This window comes from Luteimonas aquatica, from assembly GCF_022662575.1.
GTDB lineage: Bacteria > Pseudomonadota > Gammaproteobacteria > Xanthomonadales > Xanthomonadaceae > Luteimonas > Luteimonas aquatica.
The window spans coordinates 1146957-1168073 of sequence record NZ_JALBFU010000001.1; the positions used below are offsets into that span (position 1 = coordinate 1146957).

General features: G+C 69.6%; 14 protein-coding genes. 6 read left to right on the plus strand and 8 right to left on the minus strand.

Annotated elements, in window-relative coordinates; translation table 11 throughout:
* Positions 1 to 272 precede the first annotated feature (272 nt).
* Positions 273 to 2603 carry a LysM peptidoglycan-binding domain-containing protein gene (locus MD221_RS05375; RefSeq protein WP_242108351.1) on the plus strand — a complete coding sequence of 777 codons (2331 nt, stop codon included), beginning with the start codon at positions 273 to 275 and terminating at the stop codon, positions 2601 to 2603.
* A gap of 180 nt (positions 2604 to 2783) precedes the next feature.
* Here the strand turns inward: MD221_RS05375 and MD221_RS05380 are convergent, their stop codons facing one another.
* A complete protein-coding gene (locus MD221_RS05380) occupies positions 2784 to 5783 on the minus strand; it encodes a serine/threonine-protein kinase (protein WP_242108353.1) in 3000 nt (999 codons plus the stop codon).
* The gene (locus tag MD221_RS05385) at positions 5780 to 6367 is read right to left on the minus strand and encodes an ECF-type sigma factor (protein WP_242108355.1); all 588 of its coding nucleotides are present in this window, start codon (positions 6365 to 6367) and stop codon (positions 5780 to 5782) included. The genes MD221_RS05380 and MD221_RS05385 overlap by 4 nt, the downstream gene beginning before the upstream one ends.
* A gap of 394 nt (positions 6368 to 6761) precedes the next feature.
* Here MD221_RS05385 and parE point away from each other — a divergent pair, with 394 nt between their 5' ends.
* Positions 6762 to 8666 (plus strand): DNA topoisomerase IV subunit B, encoded by a 1905-nt coding sequence (gene parE, locus MD221_RS05390; RefSeq protein ID WP_242108357.1) that lies wholly within the window; start codon positions 6762 to 6764, stop codon positions 8664 to 8666.
* On the plus strand, positions 8667 to 9197 hold the full coding sequence (locus tag MD221_RS05395; RefSeq protein ID WP_242108359.1) for a DUF1697 domain-containing protein: 531 nt from the start codon (positions 8667 to 8669) through the stop codon (positions 9195 to 9197).
* A 23-nt stretch (positions 9198 to 9220) separates the two neighbouring features.
* On the opposite strand, the gene MD221_RS05400 is transcribed toward MD221_RS05395, so the two are convergent.
* From MD221_RS05400 to MD221_RS05420, 5 genes are all read right to left on the minus strand, one after another.
* Positions 9221 to 10084, minus strand: coding sequence for a DMT family transporter (locus MD221_RS05400; RefSeq protein WP_242108597.1), 864 nt, complete (start codon positions 10082 to 10084; stop codon positions 9221 to 9223).
* Positions 10085 to 10244: 160 nt separating this feature from the next.
* Positions 10245 to 11030 (minus strand): N-formylglutamate deformylase, encoded by a 786-nt coding sequence (hutG, locus tag MD221_RS05405; RefSeq protein WP_242108361.1) that lies wholly within the window; start codon positions 11028 to 11030, stop codon positions 10245 to 10247.
* Entirely contained in the window at positions 11027 to 13111 is a 2085-nt protein-coding gene (locus tag MD221_RS05410) for a prolyl oligopeptidase family serine peptidase (protein ID WP_242108363.1), read from the minus strand. The genes hutG and MD221_RS05410 overlap by 4 nt, the downstream gene beginning before the upstream one ends.
* Before the next feature lie 77 nt (positions 13112 to 13188).
* Positions 13189 to 14556: a glutathione-disulfide reductase gene (gene gorA, locus MD221_RS05415; RefSeq protein ID WP_242108365.1), complete on the minus strand. Its 1368-nt coding sequence runs from the start codon at positions 14554 to 14556 to the stop codon at positions 13189 to 13191.
* Positions 14553 to 15803 carry an NAD(P)/FAD-dependent oxidoreductase gene (locus MD221_RS05420; protein WP_242108366.1) on the minus strand — a complete coding sequence of 417 codons (1251 nt, stop codon included), beginning with the start codon at positions 15801 to 15803 and terminating at the stop codon, positions 14553 to 14555. Before MD221_RS05420 ends, gorA begins: the two co-directional genes overlap by 4 nt.
* A 419-nt stretch (positions 15804 to 16222) precedes the next feature.
* Here MD221_RS05420 and MD221_RS05425 point away from each other — a divergent pair, with 419 nt between their 5' ends.
* Positions 16223 to 17881 carry a M4 family metallopeptidase gene (locus MD221_RS05425; protein ID WP_242108367.1) on the plus strand — a complete coding sequence of 553 codons (1659 nt, stop codon included), beginning with the start codon at positions 16223 to 16225 and terminating at the stop codon, positions 17879 to 17881.
* Between the two features lie 272 nt (positions 17882 to 18153).
* The gene (locus MD221_RS05430) at positions 18154 to 19821 is read left to right on the plus strand and encodes a M4 family metallopeptidase (RefSeq protein WP_242108368.1); all 1668 of its coding nucleotides are present in this window, start codon (positions 18154 to 18156) and stop codon (positions 19819 to 19821) included.
* Between the two features lie 87 nt (positions 19822 to 19908).
* Here MD221_RS05430 and MD221_RS05435 read toward each other — a convergent pair whose 3' ends face one another.
* Complete coding sequence (locus MD221_RS05435; protein WP_242108369.1) at positions 19909 to 20388, minus strand: FKBP-type peptidyl-prolyl cis-trans isomerase; 480 nt, start codon at positions 20386 to 20388, stop codon at positions 19909 to 19911.
* Between the two features lie 89 nt (positions 20389 to 20477).
* Between MD221_RS05435 and MD221_RS05440 the strand changes: the two genes are divergently transcribed.
* Entirely contained in the window at positions 20478 to 21092 is a 615-nt protein-coding gene (locus tag MD221_RS05440) for a C40 family peptidase (RefSeq protein ID WP_242108370.1), read from the plus strand.
* Positions 21093 to 21117 lie beyond the last annotated feature (25 nt).

The window sequence follows — 21117 nt, forward strand, 5'->3', positions numbered from 1 at the left end:
CGCCTTTGCACCGGCCGGAGACGGGCTGAAGACAGGCCGGGCGCCGGAACGCCCCGCCCGCGCCTCCCATTTTCCGCACTCGACCGCGCCCCGTACCGCTGCGGAGCACGCCGTTCATCTTCCGGCGATCCAATCCGTCGCCGAACGGCGATGGGCGTTGTTGAAGGAGACGGCGACCGCGAAGCGCGCTGCCGTTCCCGGCAAACCGGTCGCGGGCGAAGCATCGCCCCGGCGACCTGGATGCCAACCCCGCTTCCGAACCGGAGACCCCCATGATTGAGAACGCCCTGCCTCGACTGGCCCCCGCCCCTTCGCCCGCGCGGGCCGACCAGCTTCCGGCAAAGACCGACGCGGCGCCCAAGCTGCACGTGCTCCAGTCCGGCGAGGATCCGGCGAGCGTCGCCGACCAGCACGGCGTGACCGAGCCCGCGCTGCGCGAGGCGAACGACCTCGGCCCCGGGCAGGCCGTGTACCCCGGAACCGCCCTGCTGATCCCGCCGCGCGCCGCTCCGGCCGCGGGCGACAGCGGCACGGCGCAATCGGTCGAGTTCAAGCCCGCCCCGCCCCCGGGCGAGGACGGTGGCCTGCAGGTCGTGCCGGACTTCAAATCGATGAGCCGCGAGGCGATCCAGAAGTACCTGAAGAGCCCGGAGTTCAAGGAAATGGCCGCGAACGAGCGGCAGGTGGCGGAGCAGCTGTACAACGCGGGCATGAAGGAAGCCGCCGCGAAGTACCTGGCGGACAAGATGAAGGACATGCCGCCCGAAGTGGCCGCCCGGTTCGCAACGGAATGCAAGGACGTCCTCGGGCAACTGGCCAGGGATGCGGCGGGGGACAAGCAATTGCAGGCGACGCTCGGAAGCATGATGTCGCGCTTTTCCGGAAGCATCGAGGGCCAGCAATTGATGCGTGAGGTCGCGCGGAATCTGGCTGGGGCGATGTCGGACCAGCAGGTTCGCGAGTTCCTGCAGGCGCTGCATCAGGGTGCCAGTGATAGCCGGACGCTGAAAATCCTGGTCCTCAAGGAACTTCAATCCAGGGTCGAGAACGGGACCCTTCGTTCGGTACAGGCTCTTGAACTCCGCAACGGCGTCGCCGAACTGGTCAAGGAAGTTTATCAGGCCTACAAATCCGCACAGGATGCCAAGGCGGCCAAGGACAAGGAGTTCTTCGCCATGCTGGTCCGGCTCGGGAACAGTCTGACCAACGAGCAGAAGCAGGAGCTCTATCGGAAGTTCATCAGCGATCCCGCGAACGCGGCGATCTACGAAAGGGCCGCGAGCACCGCGGCGCCCATGGCCGAAGTGGTGGCCGTTGCCGCCAGGGATGTCGTGGCGACGCTTCTGAACAGATACGAGTTGTCCGACATTCCGGACCTGATCGGCAGCCTGGCCAGATACGGCGAGGGCATCGCTGCTGTCCAAGTGCTGATAGCGGTAAAAGCGGTTCCGGCCGCACTCGCACAATTGGAAAAGAGCGGCATCGACGTGGCGGCGCTGGAGCGGACCGCGGGCGCCAGCGCGCTCGCACAGACCACCGTTCAGAACGAGGGTGACGTCAAAAGCGGGCTGCAGGCGCTCCTGGAAGCATTGAAGGGTTCTTTCGATGGCGTGGACGGCGTCATCGGAAAACTGGAGAAACTGCTCGCCCTCTTCCCGGAAGGTCGTTGTCCAAATGCCAGGGAATTGGCCGAAATCCTCGACGAGACGGGGCCTTTCCGCAATCTCGTTGGCGGAATTCTGTCGATGACGGTCGCGCTTACGGCATCGAGCCGCGGAGAACTCGACAACTCCATGCGTGCGTTGATCGAGCTTGGCGTGGCGACAACCGACACCGCCGGCGGCATCGTCGCGATCCTGAGCCACTTCGCTTCCGAAAGCGGAAAGTTCGCCGCGGTCCTTGAAGGCGCCGCGATAACGGTAAAGTTCCTCGGCAAGACCCTTGGCGTGCTCCTGTCTTTGGTGAGCGTTGGCGAAAGCCTCGAGAGACAGATGCAGGAAGGCAAGCTCAACTGGGCGGACATGTTCAATATCGCCAGCGGAATGGTCGCCATCGCAGCGGCCATTCCCACGCCCGCATCCCCGTTCCTGGCGGTTGCGGCGGTCGTTTTGAGCATCGCGGGCCAGGTGATCGGGGACTTCGTGGATGAACAGCAGATGCAAGCCGAGATCAGGAAATACCTGGGCCAGATCGGTTTCGAACCGAGCCTGGCCGAAGTATTCGCCGCCAATCCGGATTCGATCAAGCAGCTCGTGGACGCTGGTTTCGATCCCGGTCAGGTCGCCGCTCTCGCCCGGCGCTTTCCGGGACTTCTCTCCAGCAAGGGAGACATGCTCGGGTTGGGCATCCTGATTGACGCACTCAAAGGCGCTGGTCTGCAGCCGGCGAGAATCATGGATTTGCTCTCGGCGACGGGCGAAACGGGTCTGCGGCATTTCGTGAAGGCGGCCGTGATCAGCCCGGAGTGGAGAGCGCAACTGGCCAAGTCTCGGGACCAGGCCTCCCTGGCCGGCGCGCTCGAAAAGCTTTTGGAAACGGCGCCGACGAAAGAGGCGCGCACGGCGATCCAGGAAATGCTGGAGCAGCTCGAGACGCGTTCGTAAAAGATCGTCGGCATCCGCCGAAACTGTCTTGCAGCGAGGCGGGCATCGCACCGCTCGCCGCCATCCCATGGGCGGGGTTCCGCACAGATAAATCCGGCAGGCGCATCGCCAGACCTGTGGATCAAGCCGAAGCGAGCGACGGCGTATCGCCTGGAGACAGGCTACGCCGCCATGCCCTGGTCATCGGCCTGATCGCAGCGATTGGTCCGCCAATCGCACCACGAAGTGGTTGGCGCCGAACTGACGAGCGAACTCCTTGCGCCCCCGACCGATCAAGGCGCGTCCCTCGTCAACCCTGCCCTGCCTGGACAGGCACACCCCCAGATAAAGCCTGGCTTCGCCGGTCCATGGATTTCCGTCTCCATACAGCGCCTGTCGCCGCGACAGCGCCTCACGCAGGACGGGCTCGCACTCCTTCAGGCGACCGAGAAGCATCAGCGCCGCACCGCGCAGCATCCCGGCCTCGACCGCTTCCGGCCTGAGTTCCTTCGCGTCGGACGCCCGGGCGATCTCGCCGAAAGCGGCTTCGGCTTGCCGCGCCTGACCGACCTGCAATTGCAGTTTGGCCAGCCCCGAGGCGGCCGAAGATGTCGATGCCCAGCCCGTGCCGCGTGCCCGCGCCACGCTCCGCAATGCCCGCTCCGACGAGGCCAATCCTGCCTCAGGATCGCCATCGAGGTATTGCAACCGTGCCAGCAGTCCCTGGTTCAGCGCGGTCCTGAAATCGTCCGGTCCATATTGGCGCCGAAGCATCGTGTCGGCGCGCTTTGCCAGGACGGCGGCCTCCTCGGTGCGACCCTGGTCCAGGCGCAGTCCCGCAAACTTGTTCAACACCTCTGCCGTCCATTCGTGCTCCGGGCCCGCATCGCGCTCCATGATCGCCAACGCCTGGCGCATCAAGGGCTCCGCCTCGTCGTGCCGCCCGCTTGCGACCAACAGGTTGGCCAAGCCGAGGAGTCGACGTCCCTCCCAGCGCGTACCGGCCTTGGGGCCTTTCATGGCGATATCCAAGGCCTCGCGCAGGGCTCGTTCCGCCTCGCCGAAGCGGCCGACCCGCTGGTACGTCTGTCCCAGATTGCCGATCGCGATTTCCAACTGGCCGGCATCCCGAAATTTGCGGTAGATCGCGAGAGCTTCACGATCCGGCGCGATGGAGCGCTCGATCTCCCCCATGTTCGCCAGTCCCGTCGCGTAGCTGCCCAGCGCATTCGCGTAGCCCAGGCTACGGGGACCGGAAAGCCGCCTGCGGGCGTCGACCGCATGCTTCAGCATGGCCTCGCCCTCTGCGTGCCGTCCCCGATCGATCAGATCCAGGCCGAGCGTCTGCTCGACGCGGGCCGCTTGCGTGCCGTTTTCGCCTTTCGCGCGGCGTAAGATTTCCAGCGCGCGGCGCCGCAAACGAATGGCCTCGTCCGGATCATTCCCCAGCCCCAGGGCATTCGCCATCCCCTCGTACGCCTCCGCGGTGCGTGGATGACTCCCGAGCGTGCGCTCGAAGATCGCAGCCGCCCTGCTCGCCGCCTGTTGCGCCGCCTTCCAGTCGCCCTTGGCATAAAGCACGCTGGAGAGCTGGAACAGCGAGTCGGCATACGCCTCATGGTTTTCGCCGAAGAGCTTGCGCCGCTCCTGGAGCGAACGCCGCATCAGTCCTTCGGCGCGATCGAGCTGGCCTCGCGCCTCGTAGATGTTTCCGAGCGCGACCAGCATTTCCGCATGCAGTTGCGGCGACTGCCGCAGATCCTCGTCGGCGAGCCTGGTGCCGGCCTCGAGCACGGCCGTCACGGTCGGCTCCTTGTCGTCGCGCCAGGCGTAGGGATCGGACTGCGAGATGATCTTGATCAGGAAATCCTTGGCTAGCTCCGCCCGTTGCGTCTGCCTCTTGGCTTCCAGCGCCTGTTGCTTCGCCGCCAGCGCCTGCCGCTGCGCCTCGCGCGCCTGCCACGCGGCCACCAGCGCGCCCGTCGCCAGCGACAATGCCACGACGACCGCAGCCGCCGTGCCCCAGCGATGGCGCGACACGAACCGGTGCGTGCGGTACCAGGCGCTGTCCGGCCGCGCCTGCACCGGCTGGCCGTCCAGCCAGCGCCGCAGGTCCTCGCCCAGTGCCTGCGCGGAGCCGTAGCGGCGCGCCGGCTCGGGCTGCAGGGCCTTGAGCACGATAGTGTCCAGGTCGCCGCGCAGCATGCGCCGCAGGCGCTCCCTGCCGCCGCCGCGCAGCGCGGCGGCGGCCTCGGAAAGCTGCGCGGAGGGGCGCTGCGGCGCCGCGGCGCCGGCAACCGACGGACGCTGTCCGACGAGCAGCTCGCAGAGCAGCACGCCCAGCGCGTAGACGTCGGTGGCCGTGCTCACCGGCTCGCCGCGCAATTGCTCGGGGGCCGCGTACTCGGGCGTGAGCATGCGCCAGCCCAGGCGGGTCAGGGTCGCCGCCTCGGCGCTGCCCTCCGTCGCCTCGAGCATCTTGGCGATGCCGAAGTCCAGCAGCTTGACCTGTCCTCCGCCGCCCACCATGACGTTGCCGGGCTTGAGGTCCCGGTGCACGACCAGTTGCTGGTGGGCGTACTGCACTGCCGCGATCACGTCCAGGAACAATGCGACGCGCTCGCGCACCGCCAGCGTGCGCGCATCGCACCAGCGCGTGATCGGCTCGCCGTCGACCCATTCCATGGCGAACCACGGCTGCCCGTGGCCGGAAACGCCGCCGTCGAGGAACAGCGCGATGTTCGGGTGGCGCAGCCGGGCGAGGATGCGGCGCTCTTCCAGGAAGCGCTCGAGAATGGCATCCGTGTCCAGGCCGCGCTTGAGCAGCTTCAGCGCGACCTGCTGCTCGAAGCCTTCCTCGAAGCGCTCCGCCAGCCAGACGGCCCCCATGCCGCCGCGTCCCAGCTCCCGCACCAGGCGATAGCGGCCGACCGTCTCGCTCGGGACATGCGCCTGCGCGGTTTCGCCCTCGCCGAGCGCGCCGCCGGCCCAGTCGGCGACCGGCGAGTCGATACGCCGGTCGGTCACGGCCTCGGCCGCGAGCAATGCCTCCACCTCCGCGCGCAGGTCCGGATCGCCGGCGCATTGCGCGTCGAGCATGCGTGCGCGCTCGGCCTCCGGTGCGTCGAGCACCGCATCGAGCACCGCGCAGATTCGCCGCCATCGCGCCTGCCGGCGCTTCTCCTCGCCCTCCTGCCTCATGCGCCGGGCTCGAGGTTCAGCTCTCGCACGAGGAACATGCGCGCCTTGCGCCAATCGCGCTTGACCGTTGCCGCGGACACGCCCAGCGCCTGGGCGGCCTCTTCCAGCGTCAGCCCCCCGAACACGCGCATCTGCGCGATCTCGACCTGGCGCGCATCGAGCCGGGCCAGGCGCTCGAGGGCGGCATCCACCGCCAGCACGTCGGCCGCGCCGGGCGCGTCGCCGACCGGTTCCTCGTCGAGCTCGACCCGCTGCAGATCGCCGCCGCGCTTCTGTCTGCCGCGCTCGCGCGACCTGTCCACCAGGACGTTGCGCATCACGCGCGCGCACAGCGCGAGGAAATGTCCGCGGTCGTTGACGTCGAGCCGCTTGCCGTCCGCGAGCCGCAGATAGGCCTCATGCACGAAGGCGGTGGTGCGCAGCGTGTCCGAGGCCCTGGCGCGCGCCAGTTGCTGGTGCGCGATCGCGCGCAGCTCCTGGTACAGCGCGGCGAACAGGGCGTCGAAATCCGCCCCGTTCCCGTGCCGCCACGAGACGAACAGCTGCGTGATGTCCTGCGATGGCGACTCGCGGCCTGCGTGCATGCGTTTTCTACGGCACCCCTGAGCTGTCCGCGTTCGCCCCTGCGCTGCGACCATAGCATACGGATCGATGCCGGCAGCCGCATGCGAACCGGGCCGGATTCCCGTCCATCCGGCCTTGCATGCAGGGGGAACGGAGACTTCGCATCAGCCGCGTGGACAGCGCCGGGCCGATGCCGTTCGCGCAGGCGCCAGCGGCCCACCCGGCCCGCGGCCGGCGCTCCCGAATGCCATGCGCAGCCGCGACTCGCGGCCCGACACCTAGACCGGCGCGCCCCGGATTCCGACGGGCCGAATCGCCCCGCGGCAGCCCAGAATCTCTAAACTAGGGCGCCTTCCCCCGCCGCGGCGCCTCCGCCGCCACGGCGCAACCGCCAGCACCGAGAATCCGAACCGCATGAGTTCACGCTACAACGCCGCAGACATCGAAGTCCTCTCCGGGCTGGACCCGGTCAAGCGCCGCCCCGGCATGTACACCGACACGGCGCGCCCGAACCACCTGGCGCAGGAAGTGATCGACAACGCGGTCGACGAAGCGCTGGCCGGCCATGCGCGCGAGATCGAGGTGACCCTGTTCGCCGACGGCAGCTGCGAGGTGGCCGACGACGGCCGCGGCATGCCCGTGGACATCCACCCGGAGGAGAAGATCCCCGGCATCGAGCTGATCCTCACCCGCCTACACGCCGGCGGCAAGTTCAGCAACAAGAACTACACCTTCAGCGGCGGCCTGCACGGCGTCGGCGTGAGCGTGGTCAATGCGCTGTCCAGGCGCGTGGATGTCTACATCAAGCGCGACGGCAACGAATACAAGATGTCGTTCCAGGACGGCGACCGGGCCTCCAAGCTGGAAGTCGTCGGCAGCGTCGGCAAGAAGAATACCGGCACGCGCCTGCGCTTCTGGCCAGATCCGAAATATTTCGACACGCCGAAGTTCGGCCTGCGCGCGCTCAAGCACCTGCTGCGCGCCAAGGCCGTGCTGTGCCCCGGCCTGACCGTGAAGCTGTACGACGAGGCCAGCAAGGAACGCGAGGAGTGGCATTACGAGGACGGCCTGCGCGCGTATTTGAAAGGCGAACTTCTGAAGGGCGAGCTCGTCGGCCGCGAACTGCTGCCGGCGGATCTGTTCGTCGGCGCGCAGAAGAAGGACACCGAAGTCGCCGACTGGGCCGTGGCCTGGGTGCCGGAAGGCGACCTGGTGCAGGAAAGCTACGTCAACCTGATTCCGACCGCGCAGCACGGCACCCACGTCAACGGCCTGCGTACCGGCTTCACCGACGCGCTGCGCGAGTTCTGCGATTTCCGCAACCTGCTGCCGCGCGGCGTCAAGCTGGCGCCGGAGGACGTCTGGGACCGCGTCGCCTTCGTGCTCAGCGTGAAGATGACCGACCCGCAGTTCAGCGGACAGACTAAGGAGCGCCTGTCCTCGCGCCAGGCCGCCGGCTTCGTCGAGAACGCCGCCCACGACGCCTTCTCGCTGTGGCTCAACCAGCACACCGACCTGGGCGAGCGCATCGCGCAGCTGGCGATCGAGCGCGCCAGCGCGCGCCTGAAGACCGAAAAGCAGATCGTGCGCAAGAAGGTCACCCAGGGCCCCGCCCTGCCCGGCAAGCTCGCCGACTGCCTGTCGCAGGATCTTTCCCGCACCGAGCTGTTCCTGGTGGAAGGCGATTCGGCCGGCGGTTCGGCCAAGCAGGCGCGCGACAAGGACTTCCAGGCGATCCTGCCGCTGCGCGGCAAGATCCTCAACACTTGGGAAGTGGCCTCCGGCGGCGTGCTGGCGTCCACGGAAGTGCACGATCTCGCCGTGGCGATCGGCTGCGACCCCGGCAAGGACGACATCACCGGACTGCGCTACGGCAAGGTCGTGATCCTGGCCGATGCCGACTCCGACGGACTGCACATCGCCACCCTGCTCACCGCGCTGTTCCTGCGCCACTTCCCGGCGCTGGTGGCGGCCGGACACGTCTTCGTGGCGATGCCGCCGCTGTTCCGCGTCGACGTCGGCAAGCAGGTGTTCTATGCGCTGGACGAGGAGGAGAAGCGCCTGCTGCTGGAGCGCATCGAGCGCGAGAGGATCAAGGGCGCGGTCAGCGTCACCCGCTTCAAGGGCCTGGGCGAGATGAACCCGCAGCAGTTGCGCGAGTCCACCATCCACCCCGATACGCGCCGCCTGGTGCAGCTCACCGTCGACGACGAGCCGCAGACGCGCTCGCTGATGGACATGCTGCTCGCCAAGAAGCGCGCCGGCGACCGCAAGACCTGGCTGGAAACCAAGGGCGATCTGGCGACCCTGGAAGTCTGAGTGGCCATCCAGATCGCCCTGTTCCGAGGCATCAACGTCGGCAAGGCCAAGCGCGTCGCCATGGCCGATCTGCGCACGCTGCTGGAGGAACTGGGCTTCACCCGGGTACGCACCCTGCTCAACAGCGGCAACGCGGTGTTCGAGGCCGGACGCAGGGCGCCCGCCGCCAACGCGACGCGCATCGCCGCCGCATTGGCCGAGCGCACCGGCGTCACCGCCAACGTGCTGGTAATCACCGTGCAGGAACTGGACGCGGCCATCGCCGGCAATCCGTTCGCCGCGCGCATCGACGATCCGTCGCGGATGCTGCTCGGCTTCTTCGGGGCCAAAGCCGATCGGACGGCGCTTCGCGCCCTCGCCGACACCGGCGAGGACTGCTCGCTCGGCGCGCACGCGTTCTATCTCTGGTGCCGGCACGGCATCCTGGAAGACAAGGTCGCCAACGCCCTGGTCGGCGCCAGGTTCCGCGACGCCATCACCACGCGCAATTGGGCGACCGCCTGCAAGCTGCAGGCGTTGGCCAAGGCCTGAAGGGCCGCGCCGGGGAGATCGGCTCAGGCCGAACGCACCCGGGTCACCACCAGCACGCCGGCAAGAACCAGTACGGTGCCGGCCAACTGCCACGGCCCCATCGGTTCGTGCAGGATCAACAGGCTGAGCACGATGGTCGACACCGGCCCGATCATGCCGATCTGCGCCGCCAGCGAGGACCCGATCCGCGCCACGCCCATCATGACCGCCAGCACCGGCAGCACCGTGCACGCGGTGCCGTTGAGCAGCGACAGCCAATACACCTCGGCCGGCAGGCGCAGCGCCGCCAGCGGCCGCGTCAGCAGGAACTGGGCGATGCACAGCACGCTCGCCACCACGCTGGCGTAGGCGGTCAGGCGCACCGCGCCCACCCGCGCGACGATCTCGCCGCTGCCGAACAGATAGATGGCGTACGACAGCGCGCTGCCGAACACCAAAGCGCTGCCCATCGCGATGCTGCCCTCGCCGGCGCGCAGGTCGTGGCCGAAGGCGAGCAGCACGCCGGCATAGCTGATCGCCAGCGCCAGCAGCTGCGTGCGGGTCGGCCGGCGCCGCGCGAGGACCACGCCGATCAACAGCACCAGCGTCGGCGTCAGATAGAGGATCAGCCGTTCCAGCGTGGCGGTGATGTAGGCCAGTCCGGCGAAATCGAGAAAACTGGCCAGGTAGTAGCCGAAGAAGCCCAGCAGCAGGATGCGCCCGCGATCGCCGCGGGCGAGCGGCCGCGCGCGCCGCGCCGCCCACAGGCCCATCAGCAGGAAGAACGGCAGCGCCACCAGCATGCGCAGGCCCAGCTGCGTGACCGCGTCGACCCCATGGCGGTAGCCGAGCTTGACGATGATCGCCTTGCCCGAGAACGCGATCGCGCCGCCCGCGGCCAGCAGCACGCCGACGGCGTCGAGCCGGTGCGCGGCCGCCGCCGCGCTTTCCCGCGACGGGGCTGCCGGCTCGGCCGCTGACTCGATGGGGGCGTCGATCGGCGCCACGTCCAGCGCCTGCACGGTGGCTCCGGGCGCATCGCGCGGATCGCTCACGCCGCCGCGCGCCTCATGCCAGCGCGGCGTCGAGCAGGCGCGCGATCGTCTGCTGCAGCCGCGCGGCGCGCTCCGGCGCCCAGGCGAAACTGTCCTCGTCCATGTAGTTGAGCTGGGCCAGCTCGAGCTGCACCGCCTCGATGCCGCGCGCCGGATCGCCGTAGTGGCGGGTGATGTAGCCGCCCTTGAAGCGCCCGTTGACGACGTGGCTGTAGGTGGCCTGCGCGTCGAGCGCGTCCTCCAGCCTCCGCTGCAGCCCGGGCGAGCAGCTGGCGCCGCCGGCGGTGCCGAGGTTGAGGTCCGGCAGGCGGCCGTCGAACAGGAACGGCAGCACGCTGCGGATCGAATGCGCTTCCCAAAGCACGACGCGGCCGTGTTCGGCCAGCAGGCGCTCGAGCTCCTCGCGCAGCGCGGCATGGTAGGGGCGCCAATAGGCGTCGACGCGGGTACGTATTTCGTCCTCGGACGGGGCCTGGCCGTCGAGGTAGACCGGTTCGCCGGTGAACTGCACCACCGGGCACAGGCCCGTGGTGTTCTGGCCGGGATACAGCGAGACGTCGTCCTCGGAACGATTGAGGTCGACGACGTAGCGCGAATGCGTGGACGCGATCATCGAGGCGCCCAGGCGCTCGCGCATGGGGGCGTACAGATCGGCGACGTGCCAGTCGGTGTCGGGCACGCGCCGCGCGTCCTCGGTCAGGCGCGCGGCGATCCCGGCCGGCACGTGCGTGCCGTTGTGCGGCACGCTGATCAGCAGCGGCGCGGTGCCGCGGTGCAGATGGAAGATCGGATCGGTCATGGCGTCAGCTTGCGTCGGAAGAAGTCCGCCGAGTGGCGGTAGACCTGCAGCCAGGTGGCATGGCGCAGGAACAGGTGCTCCTCGCCCGGCACCACCAGCGTCTCCACCGGCGCGCCGCGTTCGCGCAGCCGCGCGACCAGGTCGGTGCCCTGGGCGAATTTTACCGCGCGGTCGTCGTCGCCGTGGACCACCAGCACCGGCGAGCGCCAACCCTCGAGCCGGGACACCGGCGAGGATTGCCAGGCCAGGTCGAGCTCGTCCGGCTTGAGCCCCCACAGTCCGCTGTTGTCGCCGCCCTTGGCGGCCTCGCGCCAGTCGTGCACGCCGTGGCGGTCGACGCCGGCGGCGAACAGCGCGGAGTCGCGCGCCAGCGCTTGCGCGGTCAGGTACCCGCCGTAGGAGCCGCCGTAGATGCCGATGCGCGCCGGATCGACGTCGGAGCGGCCGGCCAGATAGGCGCGCGCCGCCAGCACGTCCTGGTACTCGCTCATGCCGCGCGGCCCCTGTTTCGGCGCGGTGCGGAAAGCCTGGCCGTAGCCGGTGCCGGCGCGGTAGTTGAGCGAGAGCACCACGTAGCCTTGCGCCGCCAGCCACTGGTTGTTGGCGTAGTCGTGGTAGTAGTAGTCCATCGGGTGCCAGCCCGGGAACATCTGCCGGATCGGCCCGCCATGCGCATAGATGATCGCCGCGCGCTTGCCCGCGTCGCCGGCCGGCTCGAACAGCTGCGCATGCGAGACCACGCCATCGGACGCGCGCAGGGTCAGCGTCTTCGGCACGACCAGCGCCCGCACCGGGAAATCGGCGGGCAGCGCGGCGGGGAAGATGCGTCGCGGCGCTCCGCCGGCGCGCGGCATCACCGCCACCGCGGTCGGCAATCGCGCGTCGGCATGCAGCAAGGCGATCCATTCGCCGGCCACGACCGGATCGGTGGCGATGGCCTCGGGCGAGGTCAGTCGCCGCTGCGCCGCGCCGCCGGCCCCGACCGCGTAGAGCTGCCGGCGCTCGATGTCGTCGCAGTTGGCGGCGAACACCAGCGCGCCGTCGTCGGCCAGCGCCGCGCTTTCGGCTTCGCACTCGCCGCGGCTGAGCGGGTTCGGCGCGCCGCTGCCCGGCGCCAGCGCGTACCAGTGCAGCCAGCCGTCCTCTTCGGAGGCGAACAGGATGCGGCCGTCGCGCGCCCAGCGCAGCGGCTCCTCGACCGCGAACTGCGCATAGCCGCCGGCGCGCGGCCCGGAGCGGAACAACCGCGCGCCCTCGCCCGTCGCCGCGTCGGCGGTCCACACCTCGAAGGCACTCGCCGCGGTCACGTCGAACTTCTCGTCGTTGCGCGCGCCGGCGCCGCGCAGGAAGGCCACGCGCTTGCCGTCGGGCGACCAGGCCGGGCTGCCGTCGCGGTTGAAGTCCGGGGCCAGCCAGCGCACCTCGCGTGCGGCCAGATCGAGCACGCCGACGTAGGCATGGTCGCCGCGGTCGCTGGTGAACAGCAGGCGCGTCCCGTCGGGCGAGAACGCCACCGCGCTGTTGTTGCCCGGCAGCTTGAGCAGGGTCTCCGCGCACCAGCCCGGCCCGGCCGCGGCGACGGCGTGGCATTCGATGCCCGCCGCGCCGCCGAGCACCAGCGCCGCGCCGTCGGGCGAGAACAGCGGATCGCGGCCGGCGAAGCTGCGCGCGGCCGCGCCGCCGTCGGTGGCGAGCAGCCAGACGGCGCGCGCGGCGCCGTCCGGATCGTTGTCGGGGTTGACCGCCTGCCCGCTCGCGGTGGCGCTCGGAGTGCCGCGTACGTAGGCGAGCCAGCGGCCGTCGGCGCTCAGGCGCAGGCCGCTGAGCGCCTGGCCGTCGTCGCGGTCGTAGGCGGTGAGCTTGCGCGGCGCGAACGCCGGCGCCCGCGCCACCCAGGCGTTGCGCACGCCGCGCTCGCTGGCGCTCCAGGCGATCACCGGTGCGCGCGCGGCGGCCACCGGCGCATCGGGGAGCGGCGCGCCGAGCAGCGCGTCGATCGCGGGGGCCTGCGCCGCCGCCTGCGCCAGCGGCAAGGCCGACAGCAGGATCCACACCGCCCCGCAGATTGTCCGAACTCGCATCGTCGTTTCGCTCGCTGGAGGAAAATGCCGCTGGCCGCCGATGCCAGCGGGAAGGCGGCGCCCGCGCGCCGCGGACGTCACTTCATCAGCACGACTTCCTCGGCGGAGGTCGGGTGGATCGCCACCGTGTCGCGCAGGTCGTCGAGCACGATGCCGCGCTTGAGCGCCACCGCGAAGCCCTGCAGGATCTCGTCGGCGCCGTCGCCGAGCAGGTGGATGCCGAGCACGCGGCGCTCCTCGCCCACGCAGACCAGCTTGAACAGGCTGCGCTGCGGCGACTCGGCCAGGGCGTGCAGCATGGCGCGGAATTCCGCGCGGTAGACGTGCACGTCCTCGCCGAAACGCTCCCGCGCCTGCGCCTCGCTCAGGCCCACGCTGGCCAGCGGCGGATGCGAGAACACCACGGTCGGCACGTTCCCGTAGTCGAGCCGGGCCTCGGCCTTGCCGCCGAACACGCGATCCATCAGTCGCCGCGCGGCCGCGATGGCCACCGGCGTCAGCGCGATGCGGTCGGTGACGTCGCCCACCGCATACAGCCCGGGGACATTGGTGTTCTGCCGATCGTCGACGCAGACATGGCCGCGCTCGCCGAGCGCGACGCCGGCCGCTTCCAGGCCCAGATCGCCGGTATTGGGCACGCGGCCCGTGGCGAAGAGCACGGCGTCGAACTCCGTCGCCGAGCGATCGTCGCGGGCGAGGATGCGCAGCCGCCCGTCCCCGCCGCGCTCCAGCGCGGCCGGATCGAACCCGTGATGCAGCGCGATGCCGGCCTGCCGGTAGTTCTCCTCCAGGTGCAGCGCCAGCTCGGCCTCGAAATGGCCGAGCACGCGGTCGCCGCGCACGAACAGCTCCACGCAGCTGCCCAGCGACTGCAGCACGCCGGCCAGTTCCACGCCGATGTAGCCGCCGCCGACCACGGCCACGTGCGCGGGCGCCTCGACCCAGCGGAAGAAGTCGTCGGACACCTGGCCCAGCTCCGTACCGGGGATCGACGGCCGCTGCGGCCGCGCGCCGGTGGCGATCAGGATGTGCGGGGCCACCAGGCGCGCGCCGTCGTCGGTGACGACGGTGCGGGCATCGAGCAGCCGTCCGCGCGCGGGCACGAGGACGATGCCGCCGGCGTCCAGGCGCCGGCGGTAGCTGGCGTGGATGTTGGCGATGTAGCGCTGGCGGTCGGCGATGAATTCGCACCAGTCCAGCTTCGGCCGCGCCACCTCGAAGCCCACCTCCCGCGCCAGCGCGATGTGCTCGGACAGCTGCGCCGCCAGCCACATCGCCTTCTTGGGGACGCAGCCGACGTTGACGCAGGTGCCGCCCAGTTCGCCCGGCTCCAGCATCGCCACGCGCGCGCCGTGCTCGCTGGCGCGGAAGGCGGCGGCAAGGCCGCCGGAGCCGCCGCCGATCACGACCAGGTCGAATTCCAGCGCCTGCGTGCGCGTGCTCATGCGAAACGCTCCGGGGCGTAGGGCGCGGGATCGAAATGCGGCGTGCGTCCGCAGACGAGGTCGGCGACCAGCTCGCCGGTGCCGGTGCTCATGCTCACGCCGAGCATGCCGTGGCCGGTGGCCAGCCATACGTGGCGATGGCGCGGCGAGCGGCCGATCAGCGGGATGTCGTCGGCGGCGATCGGCCGCCAGCCATACCACTCCTCGCGCTTCACCGGCCCGACCGGCTCGTGCAGGTATTCGCGCGCGCCGCGTTCGAGCGCGTCCAGGCGGCGGCGGTTGAGCGTTTCGTCGTAGCCGGAGAATTCCATGGTGCTGCCCAGGCGGTAGCCGCTGTCCCACACGGTGACGCAGACGCTGCGCTCGTAGAGCACGATCGGCTGTTTCGGCGCCAGCGCCGGACGGTCGTAGGTGATCGAATAGCCCTTGCCCGGCTGCAGCGGGATGCGCGCCAGTCCGGTCGCCCTGGCCAGCAGCGGCGACCAGGCGCCGGTGGCGACGACCAGCTCCCGTCCCTCGAAATCGCCGCGCGGGGTGGACGCGCGCACCCGGTCGTCGTCCTCGCGGATACCCTGCACGCGGCAGTCCTCCTCGATCAGGCCGCCGGCCGCGCGGACCGCGCGCGCCAGACCGGCCACGTAGCGGTCCGGCCGCAGGCGCGCGTCGCCCGGGAAGCGGATCGCCCCGCGCACGCCCTCGCGCAGGGCCGACTCCCGGCGCAGGTACTCGGCGCCGTCGATCGCCTCCGAGGCGATGCCCAGCTCGGCCAGCGGCGGCAGTTCCTTCGCGAAGTGCTCGAGCACGCGCGCGTCGCGGAACACGTAGTCCACGCCCTCCTCGGCGTACTCGCAATCCAGCCCGTAACGCTCCACCCATTGCGGCAGCCATTGCCGCGAGGCCTTCAGGAGGGTGGCGCGCGAGACCATCGCCGAGCGCCAGTGGCCGGCATTGCAGCGCGAGGCGAAATGCAGCGCCCAGGACCACAGCTCCCGGTCCAGGCGCGGACGCAGGTAGAACGGCGCATCGGGGGTCAGCATCCAGCGCAGGGCCTTGGCGACCGCGCCCGGCTCGGCCAGCGGCGCGGCGTGGCTGGGGGTGATGGTGCCGCAGTTGCCGTGCGAGCTGCCGCTGCCGACCGCACTGGCCTCCAGCACGCGCACGCCGCGGCCGGCATCGAGCAACGCCAACGCGCTGGCCAGCCCGATCACCCCACCGCCAATGATCAGGACGTCATCGGGTTGGTTCATGGCGCCAGTTTACCGGCTGGCGCCGGAATTTCACCGGGCATTCACGCCTTGTGGCATGCAGTTCGCAGGTCATGCCACGGAACGGCCTGTCCGTCGGCGGCATGCTGTGTTCCGCCAAGCGATCGCTCCCCATCACCGAGCCATGGGAGGTCCGATTCCATGCGCTTTCGCGGTGCGGCGTCGGAGCGGGCGAAGGAAAATCCCGCCGCATGGGCGCTATTGCGCGCGCAACATGACACGGCTCCCGGAACCTCCCTAGAGTCGAACACGCCGAAGCCCTTCCCGCCCTATCGCGGCCGCAAGCTTGCGGCAGGGGTCCCGGCGTTTCATCGCGGCACCAGAAGACGGACCGATTGCGCGATTCCGCATACCGGTCGTCGGCATGTCCATCCTCATTTCCTCACCGAGAGAGATACGAAATGAATATGCAATCGCATCCGCTCAAACTCGCCATCGCGACGGCGCTGGCACTCCCGCTCTCCGCCTTCGCGGCGTCCCCAGGCTTCTCTTCCGGCGCCGCGCAACGCGCGCAGGCGTTGGCGGACGTTACCGCCAACGCCAAGGCCCTGCAGCGCAACGACAGCGACAGCTTCACCGCCCGCGACACCGTCGTCGACGCCGACGGCACCGAGCACGTGCGCTTCGACCGCAGCTATCGCGGTCTGCGCATGATCGGCGGCGACGTCATCGTCAGCTCGCGCAACGGCACGATGAAGTCGGCGCGGCTGTCGCTGCGCAGCGCCCTGCGTCCCGCGCTGACCGCGCGCATCGGCAAGCAGCAGGCGGCGGACGCGGCCAGCGCGCGCTTCGGCGGCGACGTCCTGGAGATCAGCAGCAACCAGCTGGTGGTCTATGCCCGCGGCCCGAAGCCGGTACTGGCCTACGAGGTGATCGTGCAGGGCGATCCCACCAGCACGCATTCGGGCATGGTGACCTACTACGTGGACGCGATCGGCGGGAAAACCCTCGCCGTCGAGGACAACTTCCAGACCGCGGCCGCGGTCGGCACCGGCAATTCCTACTACTACGGCGACCTCAGTCTCGACACCGACAAGAAGAGCACCACCAGGTACGACCTGATCGACACCACCCGCGGCAACGGCAGCGTCTACGACATGAAGGGCGCGACGGTCAGCAACGCGCTCGACTTCCTGCTCGGCTCCTTCTCGGCCACGCTGTTCACCGACAGCGACAACACCTGGGGCAATCACGCCACCAGCGATCGCGCCACGGTCGCGGCAGACATCCAGTACGGCGTCTCCAAGACCTGGGACTACTACAAGAATGTGCACGGCCGCAACGGCATCTTCAACGACGGCGCGGGCATCAAGAGCTACGCCCACACCAACTTCAAGACCTCCAGCGGCGCCACCACCGGGGCGAACGCGGCGTTCCTGTACGCGGCGGTCTTCGGCATCAAGGCGATGGTCTACGGCGACGGCGATGCCACGCGCGGCTACGGCCCGATGGTCGCCATCGACGTGGCCGGCCACGAGATGTCGCACGGCGTGAACGCGGCCACGGCCAACCTGGCCTATTCGGGCGACGCCGGCGGCCTCAACGAGGGCAATTCCGACATCCTCGGCACCCTGGTCGAGTTCTACACCAACAACGTCAACGACCCGGGCGACTACCGGATCGGCGAAACCCTGCGCACCGGGGGCCTGGCGCTGCGCGACATGTACAACCAGGGCGCCGACGGCAAGTCGTTCAACTGCTACATCGGCGGCAGCGGCTTCGATCCGAACCAGGCGGCGGGCGGCGCGCACGATCCGCACTACACCTCGGGCGTGGCCAATCGCTTCTTCTACCTGCTCGCCGAGGGGGCCGTCGTGCCGGCCGGCTCCGGCCTCACGCCCGCGCAGCTGGTGTGCAACGGCGACACCGCGATCGCCGGCATCGGCCGCGACAAGGCCGGCAAGATCTGGTACCGGGCGCTGACCACCAAGTTCACCTCCAGCACCACCTACCCGCAGGCCCGCGCGGCGACGTTGGCGGCGGCGAGCGAGCTGTACGGCGCGGGTTCCGCGGAATACAGCACGGTGGCGCGCGCCTGGAGCGCGGCCAACGTCAACTGATCACTTTTTCTCATTCCGTCATGTCCGAAAAGACGGCCGGCGCCCGCCGGCCGTTTTCATGGAACGCACAACGGGGCATCCACCCTACTTTGGCGAAAAGGGCGGCGATTACGCCGCGATGCGCCCCTTACGCAACGCCTCGCCCCTGCTGCGTACGCAACATGACAGGCGTCTCGGGCTTCTCCTAAGTTGCGCGCAGCCCGGCCACGGCGCGCCGCTCGCAACGCGGACCGCAGCCAAGCCGGGCGACCTTCATCATCCGAGAGAGAAACATGCAAACGCACCCGCTCAAGATCGCGATCCTGGCTTCGCTCGCGCTGCCGCTGTCCGCTTTCGCCGCGTCTCCCGACTTCTCCCGGGCCGGGGCCCCGAACAAGTTCTCCGCCGTCGTGCAGCGCGCGCAGGGGCTGGTCGGCGTTCCCGCCAACGCCAAGGCGCTGCAGCGCGCCGACGGCGATGACTTCGTCGCCGCCGACGTCACCATCGACGCCAACGGCGATTCGCATACCCGATTCAAGCGCAGCTTCCAGGGCCTGCCGGTGATCTTCGGCGACACGGTGGTGCATTCGCGCAACGGCCTGCTCGCCAAGGCCAGCACGACCCTGCGCAGCGCCGCCCGTCCGGCGTCGCTGAAGCCGCGCATCTCCGCCGACGAGGCCATGGTTACCGCGGGCGTGAAGTTCGCCGGCACCATCGACCAGCTCGGCAGCAACGGCCTGGTGGTCTACGCCCGCGGCGCCAAGCCCGTGCTGGCCTACGAGGTGCGCGTGCGCGGCGTGTCCGAGCGCTGGGGCAGCGCCGACATGCGCTATTTCGTCGACGCCACCAGCAACAAGGTGCTCGACGGCTGGAACATCTTCAAGACCGCCGCCGCCACCGGCACCGGCAAGACGCTGCTGCTGGGCAACGTCTCGATCACCACCGACAAGGTCAGCAGCACCAGCTACCGCCTGCTCGACCCCACCCGCGGCAACGGCAGTACCCGCAACGGCAACAACAAGGTGATCGACAGCGTCTACAACACCGCGCCGATCTTCACCGACGCCGACAACGTCTGGGGCACCAACACCACCTCCTCGGGCGTGACCGCGGCCGCCGACGCGCACTACGGCGTGGCCGCGACCTGGGACTTCTACAAGAACACCTTCGGCCGCAACGGCATCTTCAACGACGGCGTCGGCGTAAAGAGCATCGTCAACGTCAAGTTCTACACGCCCAGCGGCACCACCACGCCGAACAATGCCGGCTGGTACGGCGCGCCTTACAAGTTCATGGCCTACGGCTACGGCGGCGGCTCCTACAACCCCTTCGTCGCCCTGGACGTGGCCGGCCACGAGATGACCCACGGCGTGACCGAGGCCACCGCCGACCTGGCCTACTCCGGCGACGCCGGCGGCCTGAACGAAGCCAGCTCCGACATCATGGGCACGCTGGTGGAGTTCTCGATCGCCAACGCCAACGATCCGGGCGACTACCTGATCGGCGAGAAGATCTACAAGAGCAATCCCGGCGGCACGACCGCGCTGCGCTACATGTTCAAGCCCAGCGTGGACGGCGACAGCCACGACTGCTACCCCAGCGGCGGCTTCCCGGCCAACGACGACCTCACCAACGATCCGCACTACACCTCGGGCGTCGGCAACCACTTCTTCTACCTGCTGGCGGAAGGCGCGGTGGTCCCCACCGGGTTCGGCTCGGGCACGACCTTCAACCTGACGCCCGCCAAGCTGGTGTGCAACGGCGACACCACCGTCGCCGGCATCGGCCGCAGCAAGGCCGGCGCGATCTGGTACCGCGCGCTGACGGTGTACATGAACTCGGGCACGACCTACCCGCAGGCGCGCACCGCCACCCTCAACGCGGCCACCGACCTGTACGGCGCCGGCTCGGCCGAATACAACGCGGTCGCCAAGGCCTGGAGCGCGGTCAGCGTCAACTGAGGACGCCCTCCGCCAGGACGCGAAAGAAAACGGCCCGCGCGAGCGGGCCGTTTTTCGTCGGTGCCGTGCGATGCGGCGGCGGACCGCTCAGTGCTCGTGGCCGCCGTCGCCGTGGACGTGGCCGTGTTCGAGCTCTTCCTTGCCGGCTTCGCGCACGTCGACGATCTCGATGTCGAAGTGCAGGTCCTTGCCGGCCATCGGATGGTTCAGATCGACGTCGACCACGCTCATGCCGACCTTCTCGATGGTGACCGCGCGCGGACCGAAGTTGGTGTTGAGCACCACCTGCTGTCCCGGGGCCAGCTTCTGGTCGCCGAAGTGCTTCTTGGGCACGCGCTGGGTCAGGCCCTCGCGGCGCTCGCCGTAGGCCTCGGCGGCGGGGACGTCGACGCCGAAGCTGTCGCCTGCCTCGTGGCCGTCCAGCGCCTTCTCCAGGCCCGGGATGATGTTGCCGTGGCCGATGAGGATCGCCAGCGGTTCGCGCTCCTTGGAGGTCTCGATCGGCTCCTGCCCGGATTCGGACACGGTGTAGTGGAAACGGACGACGCTGTCTTTCGCGATTTTCATGGACGGACGACTCGCTGGGCGGCGGGGCCGCCTGCCTGTGAATGGGAAGGTTGTGGACGCAAAGGGGATTCGGCCAAGATGCGGCCTCGATGAACCACGTCGCCCATTATCCCGGCTCCGCCGATCCGGCGCCAATCCTCGCTCCCGGCGCGCACGCAGGCGCCCCTGCGCTTGCGCCGACCCGCGTCCTCCTGCGCTACGCGCCGCTATTGGGCGCGCTGCTGCTTCTGGCCGGCTGCGGCGGCCGCGAGCAGGTGCGCGCCAAGCGCCCACAGGCGCCGCCGCCGCCCTCGCGGACCTGGACGATGGTGCAGCCGGACAATCCGGCCGCCGCCAACGCGGTGCTGATGCGCGCGCTCGGCCTGGTGGGGACCCCCTACCGCTACGGCGGCAACACCCCCGAGGGCGGCTTCGACTGCAGCGGCCTGGTCAATTACGTCTACCGCGACATGCTCGACCTGCGCCTGCCGCGCACCTCCCGCGACCTGGCCGCCTACCAGGGGCCGCGCATCCAGCCCGAGCGCCTGGCCAGCGGGGACCTGGTCTTTTTCGGCAGCCGCGGGCAGGTCACCCATGTCGGGATCTACGTCGGCGAGGGGCGCTTCGTGCATGCCCCGAGCACCGGCGGAACGGTCCGGCTGGACTACCTGGACGGCGCCTACTGGCGCGACCACTACAGCGGAGCTAAACGGGTGCTGAAGTGAGTTTGTGACAGATTTGCACCCGGTT